The organism is Propionicimonas paludicola (genome assembly GCF_002563675.1).
Classification (GTDB): Bacteria; Actinomycetota; Actinomycetes; order Propionibacteriales; family Propionibacteriaceae; genus Propionicimonas; species Propionicimonas paludicola.
Genome location: NZ_PDJC01000001.1, coordinates 2,359,309 through 2,376,160, shown reverse-complemented (window position 1 = coordinate 2,376,160; position 16,852 = coordinate 2,359,309). Strand labels below are relative to the sequence as shown.

Genomic DNA, 16,852 nt, shown 5'->3' with positions numbered 1-16,852 from the left:
TGCTTTCCGTGCCTAGTTGCGTGGCGGGGCGGCGCCGGGGTGCTCCCGGCGCCGCCCACTGTGATTCAGTTCGATTCGGTCACTTGACCGAATCGAGCGCGGTCTTCACCTTGGCCTGCAGGTCCGCCGAGAGCGGGGCCGAGCCGGCGGCCGTTGCGGCGGCCTTCTGACCGTCCGCGGAGGAGATGTAGCCGACGTAGTCCTTCACCAGCTTGCCGACAGCCGGATCCTTGTAGGTCTGGCAGACGATGGCGTAGGAGACCAGCACTGCCGGGTAGACCCCCTCGGAGGTGCGATCCAGGCTGTAGGCCAGATCGTTGGCGGCGCGACCGGGGATCGTTTTGGAGTGATCCAGGATCGATGCGGCAGCATCAGCGGTGGGCTGAAGCGGCTTGCCGTTAACGATGATGCTGGCCTTGCCGAGCTTGCCGGCCGCCGAAGCGTCCGCGTAGCCGATGGTGCCGGCGCCGCCGGTCACGGCCTGGACGACACCGGAGGTGCCGTTGGCAGCCTCACCACCGAAGGCGGCGGGGAAGGTGTCGGCAGCCTTCTCGGTCCAGACGGTCGGAGCGAGCTTGTTCAGGGTGTCGGTGAAGTTGTTCGTGGTGCCGGAGTCATCGCCACGGTGCACGGCGGTGATGGCCAGATCGGGCAGCTTCGCCTTCGGGTTGGTGGCGGCGATCGCGGGATCGTTCCACTTGGTGATCTTCCCGGCGAAGATGCCGGCGACGGTGGCCGGGTCCAGGGTCAGGTCGGTGACGCCGTCGAGGTTGTAGATGACCGCGATCGGGGAGATGTACACCGGCAGGTTCAGGGCGTTGGAGTCAGCGGCACAACCGGCGAACTTGCCGGCGCCCATCTCTTCGTCCTTGAACGGACGGTCGGAGCCAGCAAAGGCGGCTGCGCCGGCGATGAAGGCCGAGCGGCCCGCGCCGGAACCATCCGGGGAGTAGTTGACGGTGACGTTGGGGTTCTTGGTCTGGAAGTCGGCGACCCACTTCTCCTGGGCTGCCTTCTGCGAGCTGGCGCCAACGCCGGTGAGGGTCTGCGAACCGGAAGCGGATCCCGTTCCGGCGGGCGCAGCCTCGTTGGTGGCGCACCCGGTGAACGCCAGCGCTGCGGCGGTGACCAGGGCTGCTACTGCGAACGGCTTGATACTCACGCTTGTCCTTCGTGTGTGGGCTCAGAGCTGGTTTGCTCTGTTCCTCACGCTAGGACGCGCGATTGACGCGACCGGGACCCCTTGGTGAACGTTAGGTGAATTGCTGTTGAAGCGATCAACCCCCGAGGCGGCCCGGTGATCGGGCGGCTGGTGTCCTACGCTAACACCCATGAGCGATGTCGCTGCCGGGCTGGGAGTCAGGCCACCCACGGTTGCCGATGTGGCACGCCTTGCCGGAGTTTCGGCGATGACGGTGTCCCGGGTGATCAACGGCCAGGCCAAGGTTGCCGCTGCGACCAAGGAACGAGTGCTCGGCGCCATGCGCTCGCTGGACTATCGGCCGAACTCGATGGCCCGCGGCCTGGCCAGCGGCCGGTCCCGGTCGATCGGGGTGCTGACCGTCGATCCATTGCTGTGGGGGCCGAGCGCCGCACTGCACGGTATCGAACTGGCCGCCCGCGACCGCGGCTACACGGTGACCATCTCGCATCTGGGTGAGCCGGGCCAGGACGCCATCGCGCACGGCGCCGCGCTGCTGCGCTCACGCTCCTCGGACGGGATCATCTTGTTGCAGCCTCGATCGGACGAGGCCGCGGCCACCGACCTGAACGGCAGCTTGCCGATGGTGGCCATCCACTCCAGCGTGCATGGCCGCTACCCGTTGGTGAGCGTCGACCAGCGGCTGGGCGCCCGGATGGGCACCGAGTACCTGCTCAGCCTGGGGCATCGGACGGTCTGGCACCTGTCCGGCCCGGACGTCTGGTTCGAGAGCCTGGAGCGCATCGACGGCTGGCGGGACACCTTGTCCGAGGCCGGTGCCGAGGTGCCGCCCTTCGTCCGCGGCGACTGGTCGGCCCGCTCCGGCTACCTGGCCGCCCAGGAGATCTTGAACAACCCGGGCGTGACGGCGATCTTCGCGGCCAACGACACCATGGCGTTGGGTGCCCTGCACGCCCTGCATGAGCGGGGCCTGAGCTGCCCGGGCGATGTCAGCCTGGTCGGCTTCGACGACATCCCCGAGGCCGAGTTCTTCTCCCCGGGACTGACCACCCTGCGCCAGGACTTCGACGAGGTCGGACGGCGCAGCGTGGAGCTGCTGATCGACATGATCGAGAACGATGTGGTGGCCGCCGAGCCTCCACTGCTGGAGCCGACCCTGATCGTCCGCGGCAGCGCGGCACCGCCCTCGCACTGAGCTCGGCCGGTGCCCGGACTCAGAGCCGGGACTTGTGGAACTCGATGGCCTGCAGCTTGGCGTCCGGAGCCAGGTGCAACACCATGGCCGCGGCCGGCGGAATCGCCCGACTCGGCACTCCGATGGCGTCCAGCATCGTCGGCAGCACCGGACGATGCCCGCAGATGGCCAGCGGAGTGCCGGTGTCGGCGGTCTGCTGAGCCAGCCGGCGGATCAGAGTGCGTACGGCGCCCGGGTCCTTGGTGCCCTGCTCCTCGGTGAGGATGCTCCAGCCCTCGACCTCCAGCCGATGAGCCTTGGCGTGCGGCTGCAGGGTGCGCAGGCACCGGTTGGCGCTGGACGATGCCAGTCGCCGAATCCCGTAGGCGTCCAGCAGCGGCACCAGGGCCCGGGACTGACGGCGTCCGCGTTCGTCCAGGGGCCGGCCGACATCGCGTCCGCCCCAGTTGGCGCGCAGCATGGCCTTGGCATGCCGGACGATCACCAGCGGCGTCGAGTCGGGCAGTTCGACGGCCTGACGCAGGATGGCCCGCTCATCGGGGTAGCTCACCTGTCGTAGCGCCTGGGTGATGCTCAGCCAGGCGACCTCGTCCACCTCGGCGCTGGGGACGTGCGGCTGCTCGCCGTCCAGCTGCCCGCGCCAGTAGTGGACGGTCTTCATCCCGGTGCTGATCGGGTAGCGGATCTTGTCCACCGGCAACCCGAGCCGGACCCGGACCGAGGTCTCCTCGCGGGTCTCCCGGACCGCGCAGGAGGCCAGGTACTCGTCGGGATCGAGCTTGCCCTTGGGCAGGCTCCAGTCGTCGTAGCGGGGCCGGTGCACCAGCAGCACCTCGCGCTGCCCGTCCGCCCCGCGCCGGAAGACCACACTGCCGGCGGCCAGGATCTCCTTGGTCGTCTTGGCCATCGATCAGCGTTCCACGGCCCGACGCTGGCCCATTTGGACGATCAGATAGTCCTGGATGTCGAGCAGCGGCTCGCCCTCGGCATTGGTGGTCCGCTGGGTCCAGGTGTCGCCCTGCAGCCACCAGGACGCAGTGCCCTCGTCGAAGGCCAACTCGAAGAGCCGCTCGATCTGGGCGATGTGCCGCGGGTTGTTCAGCGCGACCACCACCTCCACCCGGCGATCCAGGTTGCGGTGCATCAGGTCGGCCGAGCCGATCCCCACCTTGGGCTGGCCGGCATTGGCGAACCAGAACAGCCGGCTGTGCTCGAGGAAGCGGCCCAGGATCGAGCGGACCCGGATGTTGTCGCTCAGCCCGGGCACGCCCGGACGCACTGAGCAGATCCCGCGCACCCACAGATCGACCGGAACCCCGGCCTGCGAGGCCCGGTAGAGGGCGTCGGTGACGGCCTCGTCCACGATCGAGTTGACCTTGATCTTCACCCCGGCCGGCAGCCCGGCCCTGTGGTTGGCGATCTCCAGCTCAACGCTCTCCAACAAGCCCTTTCGCACCGAATGCGGGGCGACCAGGAGCCGCTTGTAGCTGGTCTCCTGGGTCATCCCGGACAGGTGGTTGAACAGCCGGGAGACGTCATCGGTGATCACGGCATTCGAGGTGAGCAAGCCCATGTCCTCGTACATCCGGGCGGTCTTGGGGTTGTAGTTGCCGGTGCCGATGTGGCAGTAGCGACGCAGCCCGGACGGCTCCTCGCGGACCACCAGGGACAGCTTGCAGTGGGTCTTCAGGCCGAGCATGCCGTAGACCACGTGGCAGCCGGCCTTCTCCAGCTTGCGGGCCCAGGCGATGTTGGCCTGCTCGTCGAAGCGGGCCTTGATCTCGACCAGAGCCAGCACCTGCTTGCCGGCCTGCGCGGCCTCGATCAGGGCGTCGATGATCGGCGAGTCACCGGAGGTGCGGTACAGAGTCTGCTTGATGGCCAGCACGGCCGGGTCGGCCGCAGCCTGCTCGATGAACCGCTGCACGCTCGTGGCGAACGAGTCGTAGGGGTGGTGCAGCAGGACGTCCCTTGTCTTCAGGGCCGCGAACAGGTCGGCCTGCCGGGCGGTCTCGACCTTGGCCAACTCGGGGTGGGTCTTGGGCAGGAAGCTTGGGTAGAGCAGCGCCTCGCGATCCAGATCGGCGATCCCGAACAGGCCGCGCAGATCCAGCGGGCTGGGCACCTTGAAGACTTCCTTGTCGGCGATGTCGAGCTCGCTGACCAGCAGCGACAGCATCGAGTCGTCGATGTCCTCCTCGACCTCGAGCCGGACTGGCGGGCGTCCGATCTTGCGGCGCAGCAGTTCTTTCTCCAAGGCGAACAGCAAGTTCTCGGCGTCGTCCTCTTCGACCTCGACGTCCTCGTTGCGAGTCACCCGGAAGGTCGAATGGCCCAGGATCTGCATGCCGGTGAAGACCTGATCCAGGTGTCGGGCGATCACGTCCTCCAGCGGGACGAAGCGTCCACCACCCAGCGGGACGAACCGGCTCAGGATTGTCGGGACCTTGATCCGAGCGAACTGGCGGGCGCCGGTGGTCGGGTTGCGGAGCAACACGGCCAGGTTCACGCTCAGCCCGGAGATGTAGGGGAACGGGTGCGAGGGGTCGACGGCCAGCGGAGTGAGCACCGGGAAGATCCGGTTCTCGAACAGCTCGGTCATCTGCGCCCGCTCGGACTCGTGCAGCTCGTCCCAGCGCAGGATCTCGATGCCGTGCTCGGCCAAGGCCGGACGGATGTCGGTGGCGAACACCCTGGTCACCTCGGCGACCAGCTCGCGGGTCCGGGCCAGGATCGCATCGTGCAGTTCGCGGGGGAGCAGCCCTGAGTTGCTCGGGACGGCCACGCCGGCGGCCATCCGGCGCTTCAGCCCGGCCACCCGGACCATGAAGAACTCGTCCAGGTTGTTGCAGAAGATCGCCAGGAACTTCGCCCGCTCCAGCAGTGGCACCCGCTTGGCGTCCTTGGCCAGGTCGAGGACGCGTGCGTTGAAGGACAGCCAGCTGAGCTCGCGGTCGGAGAACCGGTCGGCGGGCAGCTCCGGCAGGTCAACGGGCTCGACAGGGCTCGGCGTCGCGGGGGCGGACGGTGCCTCGGGCACGTCGATACCGGACTCCTCCAGTCGGCTCTCGGTCATCGGTTCTCCTGGGCCGGTTTGGTGTAGAGCAGATCACGGTGATCGATCAGGAAGCCGGCGCCTTCGTACATTCTTACCGGTATCTGCTCGGCGCTGTCGACGTAGAGCAGCACTTCGGTGGCTCCGGCGGCGGCCAGGTGGGCCAGGCCGGCGTCCAACAGGACGCGTCCGTAGCCGCGTCCGCGGACTCTGGCCGCGGTGCCGATCACGTACACCTCGCCGGTGCCGGGCTCGGCCAGCTTCGTCCAATGGAAGCCGACCAGGCCGTCGGCGTCGAAGGCCAACAGCAGGCCGTCCGGATCGAACCAGTCTTCGGCCATCCGCTGGGCCAGGCCATCGGCGTCCAGGGCGCCCTGCTCGGGATGCTCGGCGAAGGCCTCGGCGTTCAGCGCCAGGAAGGCGTCCCGGTCGCCGGGCTGGAAGCCGCGCAGCTGCAGGCCTTCCGGGATCGGGGACGGCTGGAGGTCAGCCAGCGGACGGCGCATCACCAGTAGCGTCCGGCTCGGCCTGAAGCCGAGCGCGGCGGCGAACTCCCTTGCTGCAGGCAGATCGCCGAAGGACCACAGCCCCCACTCGCCGGACTCGGAGCCGGCCAGGCCGAGCGTGGGATCGGCCAACCCTTCGATGAGTTGCTCGACCAGGGCGCCGCCCAAGCCGCGGCGCCGGAAGTGCGGGTCGACCACCAGCTGCCCGGTGCCGAATGCCGGCTGCCACTGCAGGTAGCCGACGATCACACCGTCCTGTTCGGCGAGCAGATGTTCGGCCGGGGTGCCGGCGATGGCGAACCGGGCCTCTTCGTTGAGCGGCGCACATCCGTCCGCGGCATAGGCGCGGTCGGCAAGCGCGAGGATCTGTTCGGCTTGGCTGCTGGTCAGGTTCACATGGCCAGGCTAGCCGCGCTGCGTTACGGCAGAACGGCGGTCAGTGTCGCGGACTGCCGTCGGGGGAGAAGCGGTAGCCGACGTTGCGGACGGTGCCGATCAGCGCCTCATGCTCGGGGCCGAGCTTGGCCCGCAATCGCCGGACGTGGACGTCTACGGTGCGGGTGCCGCCGTAGTAGTCGTAGCCCCAGACATCGGCCAGCAGATGTTCGCGGCTGAAGACCCGTCCAGGGTGCTGCACCAGGTACTTCAGCAGCTCGAACTCGGTGTAGGTCAGGTCGAGCGTCTCACCTTCGAGCATCACCGAGTAGGCGGCGTCGTCGATCACGATGCCGCCCGCGGAGATCAGTCCGTCGTTGGCGGCGGCAGTGACCAGCAGCCGGATTCGCGCCTCGAACTCGGCCGGTCCGGCGGTGTCCAGGACCAGGTCGGAGATGTTCCAGTCGGAGGCGACCGCAGCCAGGCCGCTCTCGGTCAGCACCAGCAGCAGCGGGACGGTCGAGCCGGACGACTGGAACAGCCGGGCCATCATCCGCGCCCCGGCCAGGTCCTTGCGTCCGTCCAGAACCACCAGATCGGAGCGGGCCGACTCGGTCAGCGCCTGGGTGTCGGCGGCCACCTGGTGAATGGTGTGGGGGAGCAGCGCCAGCACAGGCAACGAGCGTTCGGCAGGCGCACCACTGGTCACCTCATTGCTCACTAGGAGCAGTTGCGCCATGCCACCTCCTCGCGTCAGGTGCGTTGCTTTCGGGTAAACCTTAGTGAACCTGGTGGTCACAGCGCTGCTGTAGCGCTGTGGCGGACTACTCGTCGATGTCGATGATCAGGGTCATCGGTCCCTGGTTGACCAGGGAGACCTCCATATCGGCACCGAATCGTCCGGTCTGGACAGTGGCGCCGAGCCTGCGCAGTTCTTCGATGAAGCACTCCACCAACGGCTCGCTGATCGGGCCGGGGGCCGCCTTCGACCACGACGGACGGCGTCCCTTGCGGGTGTCGGCGTAGAGGGTGAACTGGCTGACCACCAACAACGGGGCGTTCAGGTCGGCGCAGGACTGCTCGTCCGGCATGATCCGCAGCTGCCAGAGCTTCGCGGCCAGCTTGGCGGCCAGTTCCTCGGTGTCGGTGTGGGTGACCCCGACCAGCACCATGAGGCCCGGCTCGTCGATCCGTCCGATTACCTCGCCGGCGACGCTCACCTGGGCCGAACTAACTCGCTGTGCGACTGCTCTCACGCCGTCCATCCAAGCACCTCGCGGGACGCGGTTCGTCCCGCTCCGAAGCGGCGGTCACCGCGGTGAGGTGCCGCCTCGAACCCGAGTTTGGTCCCGATCTGGACCGTTGGTCCGAGGCGTCGACCCTCAAACCCGATTTTGGCCCCGAATTTGCTTGTCCGCAGACCCTGTTTGGGTACCGAAGTCCGGTTTGACCTCTGGAGCCCTCGCAGACCCGCGGAAACTGGGGCCAAACTCGGGTTCGAGCGGGCCGCCGGGGGTCGACCTTCGCTGGACCGGGGTCCTCAGCAATCCAAGGCGCGTCCCACACGCTCGACCACCACGGCCGGCGAGGTCAGGATCTCTCGCGCCAGCCACCGGACCACCAGGTAGCCCTGGTCGCGCAGCGCCTGCTCGCGCTGCTTCTCCCTGAGGTAGGCGTTCGGATCGGTGTACTTCACAGCTCCGTCGCACTCACCGATGACCCGCAGTTCAGGCCACAGGCAGTCGGGATAGAAGACCCCGATCGGAGTCCGGATCGCCGCCTGAAAGATCGGGGTGGGCAGCCCGGCGCAGTGGAAATGCCCGGCCGACAACGACTCGGCCGCCGACTCGCGGCATGGCTCAGATAGCCCGATGGCCGCTGCCAGCCCGCTGTGGCGACAGAGGTGGGCTGCGCCGAGAAGCTGCTCTTTGGTCTGGGCCATGAAGGCGGGGTTGGTGAAGTCGGATCGGCGCGGAGTCGTGACGAAGCCCTGGCACAGCCGCCGCGCGGCGCCGTCCAGGATCACCAAGGCTTCGGGCAGCGGGCGTACGGCAGCCAGGTCGACGGCGGTCCGAGCCAGGCTGGTGAGGAGGTAGCCGGACTCGTCCCGGCACACATGTCCGGCCGGGAGCCGGGCGACGTGGTGGACGCCGGTCGCGCCACGGCTGGAGCGGTAGCCGCCCGTGGCCGGCAGGGTGATCGAGACCGGGAGATCGGTCCAGCCGTCGACATCCGGCGAGGGCAGCTCCCAGGCCAGCGCGGCCGACTGATGGCTGATCACCGCCTCCGGGTTCGCCGCAACCTCGGCCTTGGCCAGGATGAGCTGCTGAGCTCGTCGGTCTTCAGGCCACGCGCCCGCGGCCAGATACACCCCCTGCCTCAGCTGCACGAGAGAGCCACGGCGAGCCTGAGTGGCGATGGACTTGCGACTGACGCCCAGGCGTCGCAGGGTGGCCGTGCTGGTCGGCTCTCGCGGAAGTGTCCAGGCAGCGGTGGATCCCATGTCCTGCACTGTCGGACGCCCCGGCGTCCGCCGTTCAGCCGGGCTGGCCCGCTGTGGACGGAGTGTCCCGATTCCGGCGCACGGTGTGGACGGCGGCCATGATCGCGATGGCGGCTCCGGACGCCCCGATGCCACCGACCAGCGCCTGGACGAGCCATGCATTGAGGCCGACGAGTCGGCCTCCGGCAAGAGCGAGGGAGACGCCAGCACCGATCAGCCCGGAGATGCCGGCCACCCAACCAAGCCAGCGGGCCAGCGGCACCGGCTGCGCGGCAACGGAGTCGGCCGGGGTTCGCCAGCCGACCCAGGCCAGGATGCCCAGACCGATCGCGCCAAGGAGGTACTGCGCCCAGCGGTAGCCCTCCCAGCTGCTGCCCAGCGGCGACGGATAGCTGGCGGCGAGCACGGCCAGGTGGGTGGCACCGAACCGTCCGACGTGGGTGAACTCGTCGAGCAGGACGTGGGTGGCCGCACCGATGGCCAGGGCCAGCAGCACGCCCCACCAGCGCGGACGCTCCGACGGAAGCCGCCAGCGTTGCTGGATCGCGACCGGCGCGAGCTCCTTCAGGGCCGGGGCCAGCCAGCGCCACAGCAGCCAGGCGACCAGGCCGAGGACGACATCGAGGCTGGGCACCGCCCAGGCGGTATGAGTGAGCGCGCTCAAGCCGCGCACGCCGGGTAGGTAGTAGGGAAGGTCGGGGCTCATGCTGCCGATGGCCAGCGCCGCGAACGGCAAAGCGCCGCTCATCCTGCCGCGTAACGGCAGGATCGCCGCGACGTGGCTCGGGGTGAACGGCATGATTTCAGGCTAGACGGCCGGCCAAGGCGTCGCCCGGGCCGGCGGACGGTAGTGGAACCGTCCCCACCGACTGCGCTGACCGGGGTGGACAGGAGTGGAGCCGTCCCCACTGCGCCGACCGGGTGGCTTCGGGGGGTGGCTGGGGTCGGCCGGTTATGCTGCTGGGGTGCTCAGCCTCGTTCCTCTCTCGGTGACCGGCTGGGTCGTGGGTGGCGGTTGCGCCGCGCTGATTCTGCTGGCCGGCTGGGGGCTGTTCGTGATGCTCCGCGGCCGAGGAGGTAAAGATGGCCTTTGAGATCCCGTCCGACCTGAACCCGGCGCTGGTCGGGCTCGCCTGGCTGCGCGGACGCTGGGAGGGCACCGGCTATCGCCAGTGGCCCGGCGAAGAGAAGGTCAGCTACGCCATCCAGGTCGACTTCGCCGACAACGGCGGCGACTTCCTGCACTACCTGGCCCAGGCCTTCCTGACCGACGCCGACGGCCAGCCCGAACGTCCGCTGTTCATGGAGACCGGCTTCTGGCGTCCGCTGGCCGACGGCACCGTCGACGTGATGATGACCTCCCCGGACGGCTATGCCGAGATCTGGTTCGGCAAGCTCGCTCCCGGGCGGCTGGACCTGATCACCGACGCCGTGGCCCGCACTCGGGACGCCAAGGTCACCTACACCGCCGGACGCCGCCTGTACGGCACCGTCGAGGGCAAGCTGATGTTCTCCTTCGACCGCGCCACCGAGACCGAGGAGCTGCAGCCCTATCTATGGGCGACTCTGGAGCGGCGGTGAGCGTCCAGGTCACCGAGGGCCTCGACGCCGGAGCCATCTGGCACTACGGCGACCCGTTCCGCGAGCAGAAGCTGCTGGCGGCCGGCCAAGCCGGGGTCGACCTCTCGTACCGTCCGGTCTTCACGATCAGCGGCCCGGATCGGCTCCGCTGGCTGAACGACATCACCAGCCAGGACTTCGCGAACCTGGCCCCTGGCCAGCCGACCGTGGCCTACATCCTCAGCCCGCAGGGCCATCTGGCCCACGTCTTCGGCGCCATCGACGACGGCACCACCTTGTGGTGCCACACCGAGCCCGGACGTCTTCCGGAACTCCTGGCCTGGCTAGGAAAGATGATCTTCGCGGCCCGAGTCGAGCTGGCTGAGCCGGACGGCTTTGTGCTGGCCATGGCCCCCGGCGCGGCTCCGGAGGTGATCCCGGCCGGACGGCTGGAGGACACCCTCGGTCCGGTCCGGGCCGGCACCTGGGCCATGGACGCGCTGCGGATCGCGGCCGGTCTCCCGCGCATCTTCGTCGACACCGATGAGCGGACCATCCCCAATGAGCTGGCCAACCCCGACGGCGACCTGCTCGGCCCGGCCGTCCATCTGCGCAAGGGCTGCTACCCGGGCCAGGAGACGGTGGCCCGGGTCTACAACCTGGGCCGGCCGCCGCGTCGGCTGACCCGGCTGCTGCTGGACGGCTCGGACGACACCCTGCCCCCGGTCGGCGCGGACGTGCTGGCCGGCGACCAGGTGGTCGGCCGGATGGGCAGCTCGCAGCGGCACTACGAACTTGGCCCGATCGGGCTGGCCCTGCTCAAGCGGCAGCTGAACCCCGAGACCGAACTGATGGTGGCCGGGATCCCCGCCGCCCAGGAGCCGCTGGTCTCCGCCGACGCCGGCCTGCATTGGCGTCCACAGCCCGGCCTGGGCCGCGCCTGATGGCTCGGCCCCGCACCGCCTCGGGGCGCGGTGCCCAGACGACTCGCGGTGCCCAAGCGCGTCCGGTGCGCCGGTGGCCGCGCCGGCTGCTGTTGGTGTTGGTGGCCGCGCTGTCCTTCGCGCTGGGTCTGGGCTGGCCGATCCTGGTCCGCCCGCCGCTGATCCCCGGTCAGGACGCGATCTCCAATGCCGCCAGCGCCAAGGCGAAGGTCAGCCTGAAGACTGACGACGGGCGTTATCTGCTGGTTGAACCGCCGGCCGGAGTGGCCGAGTCGGACGTCTTGGTGGTGATCTACCCCGGTGGTCTGGTCCGGCCGCAGGCCTACGAGTGGCTGGCCCGCCGCGAAGCCGCCGCCGGCCGCACCACGATCATCCCCGAGTTCTGGTTCGATCTGCCGGTGCTGCAGCCCGACCGGGCCAAGTCGATGCTGGCCAGCTATGGCCGCGGCAAGAAGGTCGTGCTGATCGGCCATTCACTCGGTGGTTCGATGGCTGCTCGGTTCGTGGCCGACCAGGACAAGTGGGGCTCGCATCCGGTCGCCGGGCTGGTCCTGCTGGCGTCCTATCCGCCCGATGACAACGACCTCAGCGACATCCCTGGGCTGAAGGCCATGGTGGTCGACGCTGAGAACGACAAGGTGGTCGACAAGGCCAAACTCGATGACGGCCTGAAGCGGTTGCCGGCCGGCACCAAGAAGGTGCGGCTGGACGGTGCCGTCCATGCCTTCTTCGGGCGCTACGGGCCGCAGGCCGACGACGGGGTCTCGACGGTGGCCCGGACCACGGCCGAGGAGCAGCTGGTCGGTCTGATCGATGCCTTTGTCGCAACCTTGTGACAGTCCTGCGATTTCGGCGCTGACCAGGCCCGACAGGGCCCATGATGCGGGCATGGAGTTCGTGTCGTTCGCAGAGCAGGCCCGTCGGATCGCCTCCGGTCAGGTGACGTCCGCAGAGCTGGTCGAGGAGTCTTTGGCCCAGATTCAGCGGCTGGATCACCAGCTGAACGCCTTCGTGGCCGTGCTGGACGAACGGGCCCGGGCCGAGGCTGCACAGCGCGACGCCACTCCGGCTGCACAGCGCGGACCGCTGCACGGGGTGCCGATCGCGATCAAGGACGAGAACGACGTGGCCGGCCTGCCCACGGCCTACGGCGGAGCAGCGTTCCGGACGCCGGCGGCGGCCGACAGCGAGGTGGTCCGCCGGCTGCGCGAGGCCGGCGCGGTGATCGTCGGCAAGACCCGGATGCCCGAGTTCGGGATCTGGCCGTGGACCGAGACCAGCGCCAACGGCTACACCCGCAACCCGTGGAACCCGATGCGGTCAACCGCCGGATCGTCCGGCGGCTCGGCGGCCGCGGTGGCGTCCGGGATGGTGGCAGCCGCGATCGGCGGCGATGGGGGCGGCTCGATCCGGCTGCCGTCATCGTGGTGCGGGCTCTATGGGCTGAAGTGTCAGCGCGGCCGGACCAGTGCCGCCCCGAACGCGCATCTGTGGCGCTCACTGGGCGTGATCGGCCCGCTGACCAGGACCGTCGAGGACAGCGCGCTGATCTATGACGCCATCACCGGCTCCACCCCGATCGACACCTGGCGGGCCGGACCGCTGCCGATCAGCCTCACCGAGGCCTACCGGCGCGAGCCCGGACGACTCCGGATCGGCTACTTGACGAAGTTCGCCGGAGCGTCCGCCGATGCCGAGACCACCAAGGCCCTGCTCGATACCGCGGACGCCCTGGCCGAGCTCGGGCACCTGGTCGAACCGGTGGACCCGAAGTTCCCGAACGTGAGTCTGACCTTCATGGCGCAGACCGCCGCCGGGGTGGCCGAGGAGGCGGCCCGGGCCGAGTATCCGGAGCTCCTGGAGCGGCGCACCCGGACCCTGATGCGACTCACCGCGCCGCTGCGCGGGCTGGCCGGCAAGGCCGAGCGGGACGGACAGGCGGCCGGGGCCGCCTTTGCTGCGGCCTACTTCGGTGACCACGATCTGCTGCTGATGCCGACCACGCCGTCCCCGGCGGTCCCGGTCGGCCAGTTGGACGGACGCGGGGCACTGGCCGCCACCAGCAAGGCGACCGCCACCTCGGGCTTCACCTCGATCTGGAACGTGCTGGGCAACCCGGCTGCGGCCATCCCGTCCGGTTTCAGCTCCGATGGGCTGCCACTGAGCGTCCAGCTGGTCGGAGCGCCCAATGGCGAACCGACCCTGATCCAGGTCTCGGCCCAGCTGGAGCGGGTCCGTCCGTGGGCGCAGGAGCGTCCGCCGCTGAGCTAGTCGGCGTCGCCTTCGCGGATCAATGCGGCCAGGCCGCGGACCTCGGCCTTCAGCCGGGCGGCGAGAGTTTCGATGTCAGAGGCACCTGGGCGGCGCATGATGGCCATCATGGCCACCATCACCACGGCGAAGGCGTTGGTGGCGGTTTCGTCGTCGGCGGCCCGATGCTTGGCCAGCTCGATCACCGGGCGGCGACGCAGGTTCATCTGCTGCCAGAAACTCAGCGCCAGCTCGGAGTAGTCCTTGAGCAGCACCTTCACCCGTGGGTAGTCCCGAGGGACGTCCACGCTGGCGGCGACCAGCTCGCACAGGTCGTCCACCAGACTGCCGGTCCCGGCCAGGAAGCACTCGCGGACCTCCTCGCTGATCTGTGACTCGGTCAGGTCGAAGGCTGCGGCCAGCTTGGTTGGGTAGTAGTTGAAGAAGGTCCGTGGCGAGACGCCGACCTCGGCGCAGATCTCCTCGACGGTGACCCCTTCCGGGCCGCGCTCGTCGACCAGCCGCAGCGCCACCTCGTGGATGGCGATCCGGGTGGCCAGCTTCTTGCGCTCGCGCAGCGAATCCAGCCGCTGCCCTCGGGGGCTGTTCGGGTCAATCATTGTCCGGCTCCGATCCGGCCGCGGCTTCGGCGGCAGCCGACTTCTCCTCCAGGGCCGACCGGTTGCGCAGCGGCGGCACCTTGAAGAGCCAGGTAAGCACGAAGGCGGTCAGCATCACGGCAAGACCCACCCAGTAGATGGTCACCACGGAGTCGTTGAAGCCGTTCAGGAAGGGCGTGGTCAGCCGCCGATCGGCCCCGTTCACGAAGGACGTATCGCTGGCGTCGGTGTCGGTCTTCACCGAGTCGTTGTTGCCGGAGTTGATCGCGTCGACCATCTTCGGAACCAGCTCGTCGACGATCGCCCGGCGCTGTACCGGATCGGCGAAGTCGATGGTGAGCTTGTGGTCGACCACGCTCAGGTGCCGTTCTGCGGCGACCTTCTGCAGGGCCTTGTCCTGGGCCTCGGGGAGCAGCTCGGCGACCTTGTCGTCGATCACCTTCTCGATCTTGGAGAGCTTGCGGACGCCGCCGCCGACCTTGCTGGCGCCGTCGGCCGCTCCGCTGGCTCCGGTGCTGAGCAGGCTGCCCTTGTCAGCAGCCATCCCGACGCCGTCGGCCAGCGCGCTGGTGCCGGCGGCCAGCTTGTTCATCCCGGCGGACAGACCGCCCAGGCCGGCGGCCAGCCCGGGATGATCGGCACTGCCGTTCAGGGCACCGTCCAAACCGTGCACGCGATCGCCCAGCGTGCTGAGCGCCGTTGCCAGGGCGTCCCGGTCGGCAGACAGCTTCGCGCAGGCCGCGTTGTCGCCGCCGTTGCAAGCGTCCACATCATCGGACAGCCGGTTCAGGTCCGCCTTGGCATCGGCGTAGCCGGCGCTGGTGTAGCTGGCCAGCCCGGCGATCTTCTGCTCGCCGTCACTGACCTGGCTGAGGCCGGCGGCCAGCTTGGTGCTGCCGGCGCTGAGCTTGTTCACCCCGGCCGAGATCTTGCCGACCCCGTCGACATAGGCCTGGGTTCCGTCGGCAAGCTTGCCGAGGCCGGAGCTGAGCGCGTCCACACCGTCGGCCAGCTTGCCGGCCCCTTGCGCCGACTTGCTGTGTGCAGCCTCGGACACCTTCTCGCGCAGCTTCTGCTCGACGGCGTCCTTCACCTGCGTGGTCGCGGTGTCCATGCTGTCGTCCAGCTGGGTGTGGATCTTGTCCAGGATCGGCGCCCACATCTTGTCGATCACCTTGGTGTTGGCCGGCGCCGTGGCAACGGCCGGGTCCAGGGCGGCGTCCAGGGCATTGGTCAGGGTGGCCCGATCGGTCAGCGAGTTGGTGATGTTGGTCGGCAGCACCGTGAACAGCACCGACAGCAGCACCGCGGTGCCCAGGGTGCCGCCGATCTGCCGGAAGAAGGCCGCCGAGCTGGTGGAGACACCGATGTCGCGGGCCGGGGCCGAGGCCTGGGCGGCCAAGGTGAGGGTCTGCATCAACTGGCCGAGGCCGGCGCCGATGACGAACATCGCGATCATCATGTACCAGGACGGACGATCCGGCGTGATCTGGGTCAGGATCACGAAGCCCAGAGCGGTGGTGGCGGTGCCGGTGATCGGGAAGATCCGGTACCGACCGGTGCGTCCGATCAGCTGGCCGGTGCCGATCGAGGCGATCATCACGCCGGCCATCATCGGCAAGGTGGCCAGGCCGGACTGGGTCGGAGTCAGGCCGTTCACGATCTGCAGATACAGCGGGATGGTCATCATGGCGCCGAACATCCCGAAGCCGACCAGCACGCTCAGCACGATGGTCATCGAGAACGCCTTGGAGTCGAACAGGTGCAACGGGATGATCGCGTCGGTGCCCATCGCCCGCTCAACCAGCAGGAAGCCCACCGCGCCGGCCGCGCCGAGGGCGTAGCAGGCGATGGCGGCCGGGGACGTCCAGCCCCACTCACGGCCCTGCTCGGCGATCAGCAGCAGCGGTACCAGGGTGCCGACCACCAAGGTGGCGCCCCACCAGTCCACGCGGGGACGGGCGTGCGGGATGTGCGGCAGGTGCAGGAAGGCGATCACGATGGCCAGGGCCAGGATGCCGACCGGGACGTTCACCAGGAAGACCCAGCGCCAGCCGGAGATCCAGGCGATCTGGTCGGTGCCGGCGAAGACGCCGCCGATCAGCGGGCCGACCACCGAGGCCACCCCGAAGGTGGCCATGAAGTAGCCCTGGTACTTGGCCCGCTCTCGCGGCGCCATGATGTCGCCCATGATGGCCAGCGGCAGCGCCATCAAGCCGCCGGCGCCCAGACCCTGGAAGCCGCGGAAGGCGGCCAGCATCAGCATCGAGGTGGCGAAGCTGGACAGCAGCGAGCCGAGCACGAAGATCGAGATCGAGATGATGAACAGCGGACGGCGTCCGAACAGGTCGGAGAGCTTGCCGTACAGCGGCGTGGTGACCGTGGCCGCGATCATGTAGGCGGTGGTCACCCAGGCCTGCTGGTCCAGTCCGTGCAGGTCGTCGCCGATGGTTCGGATCGCCGTACCGACGATTGTCTGGTCCAGCGAGGACAGGAACATGCCGGCCATCAGGCCGTACACGACGAACAGGATCTGCCGGTGATTCATCAGCGGCTGGGTCGCCTCGGCTTCGGGGCGGGTTGCGACAGCGGTCATTCAGAGCCTCAATCAACGAACAACGCCACTGCATCGTGCAGCGGCGCAGGATTACAGTACTGCAACTTTGCAGGACTGCAAAAAAC

15 protein-coding genes are annotated in these 16,852 nt (G+C 68.9%); 5 read left to right on the top strand and 10 right to left on the bottom strand.

Annotated elements, in window-relative coordinates:
• Positions 1–79 precede the first annotated feature (79 nt).
• Positions 80–1,162, bottom strand: a complete 1,083-nt coding sequence (pstS, locus tag ATK74_RS11095) for a phosphate ABC transporter substrate-binding protein PstS (protein ID WP_098461090.1) — start codon at positions 1,160–1,162, stop codon at positions 80–82.
• 169 nt (positions 1,163–1,331) lie between these two features.
• Here pstS and ATK74_RS11090 point away from each other — a divergent pair, with 169 nt between their 5' ends.
• A complete protein-coding gene (locus ATK74_RS11090; protein WP_098461089.1) occupies positions 1,332–2,357 on the top strand; it encodes a LacI family DNA-binding transcriptional regulator in 1,026 nt (341 codons plus the stop codon).
• A gap of 19 nt (positions 2,358–2,376) precedes the next feature.
• Here the strand turns inward: ATK74_RS11090 and ATK74_RS11085 are convergent, their stop codons facing one another.
• The 7 genes from ATK74_RS11085 to ATK74_RS11055 form a co-directional block, all read right to left on the bottom strand.
• The gene (locus tag ATK74_RS11085) at positions 2,377–3,264 is read right to left on the bottom strand and encodes an NUDIX hydrolase (protein ID WP_098461088.1); all 888 of its coding nucleotides are present in this window, start codon (positions 3,262–3,264) and stop codon (positions 2,377–2,379) included.
• A 3-nt stretch (positions 3,265–3,267) separates the two neighbouring features.
• Positions 3,268–5,433, bottom strand: a complete 2,166-nt coding sequence (locus ATK74_RS11080; RefSeq protein WP_098461087.1) for an RNA degradosome polyphosphate kinase — start codon at positions 5,431–5,433, stop codon at positions 3,268–3,270.
• Positions 5,430–6,314, bottom strand: coding sequence for a mycothiol synthase (gene mshD / locus ATK74_RS11075; RefSeq protein ID WP_098461086.1), 885 nt, complete (start codon positions 6,312–6,314; stop codon positions 5,430–5,432). The genes ATK74_RS11080 and mshD overlap by 4 nt, the downstream gene beginning before the upstream one ends.
• 40 nt (positions 6,315–6,354) lie before the next feature.
• Positions 6,355–7,032: a response regulator transcription factor gene (locus ATK74_RS15695; protein WP_098461085.1), complete on the bottom strand. Its 678-nt coding sequence runs from the start codon at positions 7,030–7,032 to the stop codon at positions 6,355–6,357.
• Positions 7,033–7,117: 85 nt separating this feature from the next.
• Complete coding sequence (gene dtd, locus ATK74_RS11065; protein WP_098462229.1) at positions 7,118–7,549, bottom strand: D-aminoacyl-tRNA deacylase; 432 nt, start codon at positions 7,547–7,549, stop codon at positions 7,118–7,120.
• A 284-nt stretch (positions 7,550–7,833) separates the two neighbouring features.
• Positions 7,834–8,796, bottom strand: a complete 963-nt coding sequence (locus tag ATK74_RS11060) for a type IV toxin-antitoxin system AbiEi family antitoxin domain-containing protein (RefSeq protein WP_098461084.1) — start codon at positions 8,794–8,796, stop codon at positions 7,834–7,836.
• 34 nt (positions 8,797–8,830) lie between these two features.
• Entirely contained in the window at positions 8,831–9,595 is a 765-nt protein-coding gene (locus ATK74_RS11055; protein ID WP_098461083.1) for a DUF4184 family protein, read from the bottom strand.
• Positions 9,596–9,879: 284 nt separating this feature from the next.
• Between ATK74_RS11055 and ATK74_RS11050 the strand changes: the two genes are divergently transcribed.
• Genes ATK74_RS11050 through ATK74_RS11035 form a run of 4 tightly spaced genes read left to right on the top strand, consistent with a single transcriptional unit; the run spans position 9,880 to position 13,571 of the window.
• Positions 9,880–10,377, top strand: coding sequence for a heme-binding beta-barrel domain-containing protein (locus tag ATK74_RS11050; RefSeq protein ID WP_098461082.1), 498 nt, complete (start codon positions 9,880–9,882; stop codon positions 10,375–10,377).
• A complete protein-coding gene (gene ygfZ / locus ATK74_RS11045) occupies positions 10,353–11,300 on the top strand; it encodes a CAF17-like 4Fe-4S cluster assembly/insertion protein YgfZ (protein WP_098461081.1) in 948 nt (315 codons plus the stop codon). Before ATK74_RS11050 ends, ygfZ begins: the two co-directional genes overlap by 25 nt.
• Positions 11,300–12,136 carry an alpha/beta fold hydrolase gene (locus tag ATK74_RS11040; RefSeq protein ID WP_098461080.1) on the top strand — a complete coding sequence of 279 codons (837 nt, stop codon included), beginning with the start codon at positions 11,300–11,302 and terminating at the stop codon, positions 12,134–12,136. Before ygfZ ends, ATK74_RS11040 begins: the two co-directional genes overlap by 1 nt.
• A 52-nt stretch (positions 12,137–12,188) precedes the next feature.
• On the top strand, positions 12,189–13,571 hold the full coding sequence (locus ATK74_RS11035) for an amidase (protein WP_098461079.1): 1,383 nt from the start codon (positions 12,189–12,191) through the stop codon (positions 13,569–13,571).
• Here ATK74_RS11035 and ATK74_RS11030 read toward each other — a convergent pair.
• Together ATK74_RS11030 and ATK74_RS11025 are read right to left on the bottom strand one after the other, a co-directional pair.
• Positions 13,568–14,170: a TetR/AcrR family transcriptional regulator gene (locus tag ATK74_RS11030; protein ID WP_098461078.1), complete on the bottom strand. Its 603-nt coding sequence runs from the start codon at positions 14,168–14,170 to the stop codon at positions 13,568–13,570. The genes ATK74_RS11035 and ATK74_RS11030 overlap by 4 nt on opposite strands.
• Positions 14,163–16,766 carry a DHA2 family efflux MFS transporter permease subunit gene (locus ATK74_RS11025; RefSeq protein ID WP_211283357.1) on the bottom strand — a complete coding sequence of 868 codons (2,604 nt, stop codon included), beginning with the start codon at positions 16,764–16,766 and terminating at the stop codon, positions 14,163–14,165. Before ATK74_RS11025 ends, ATK74_RS11030 begins: the two co-directional genes overlap by 8 nt.
• Positions 16,767–16,852 lie beyond the last annotated feature (86 nt).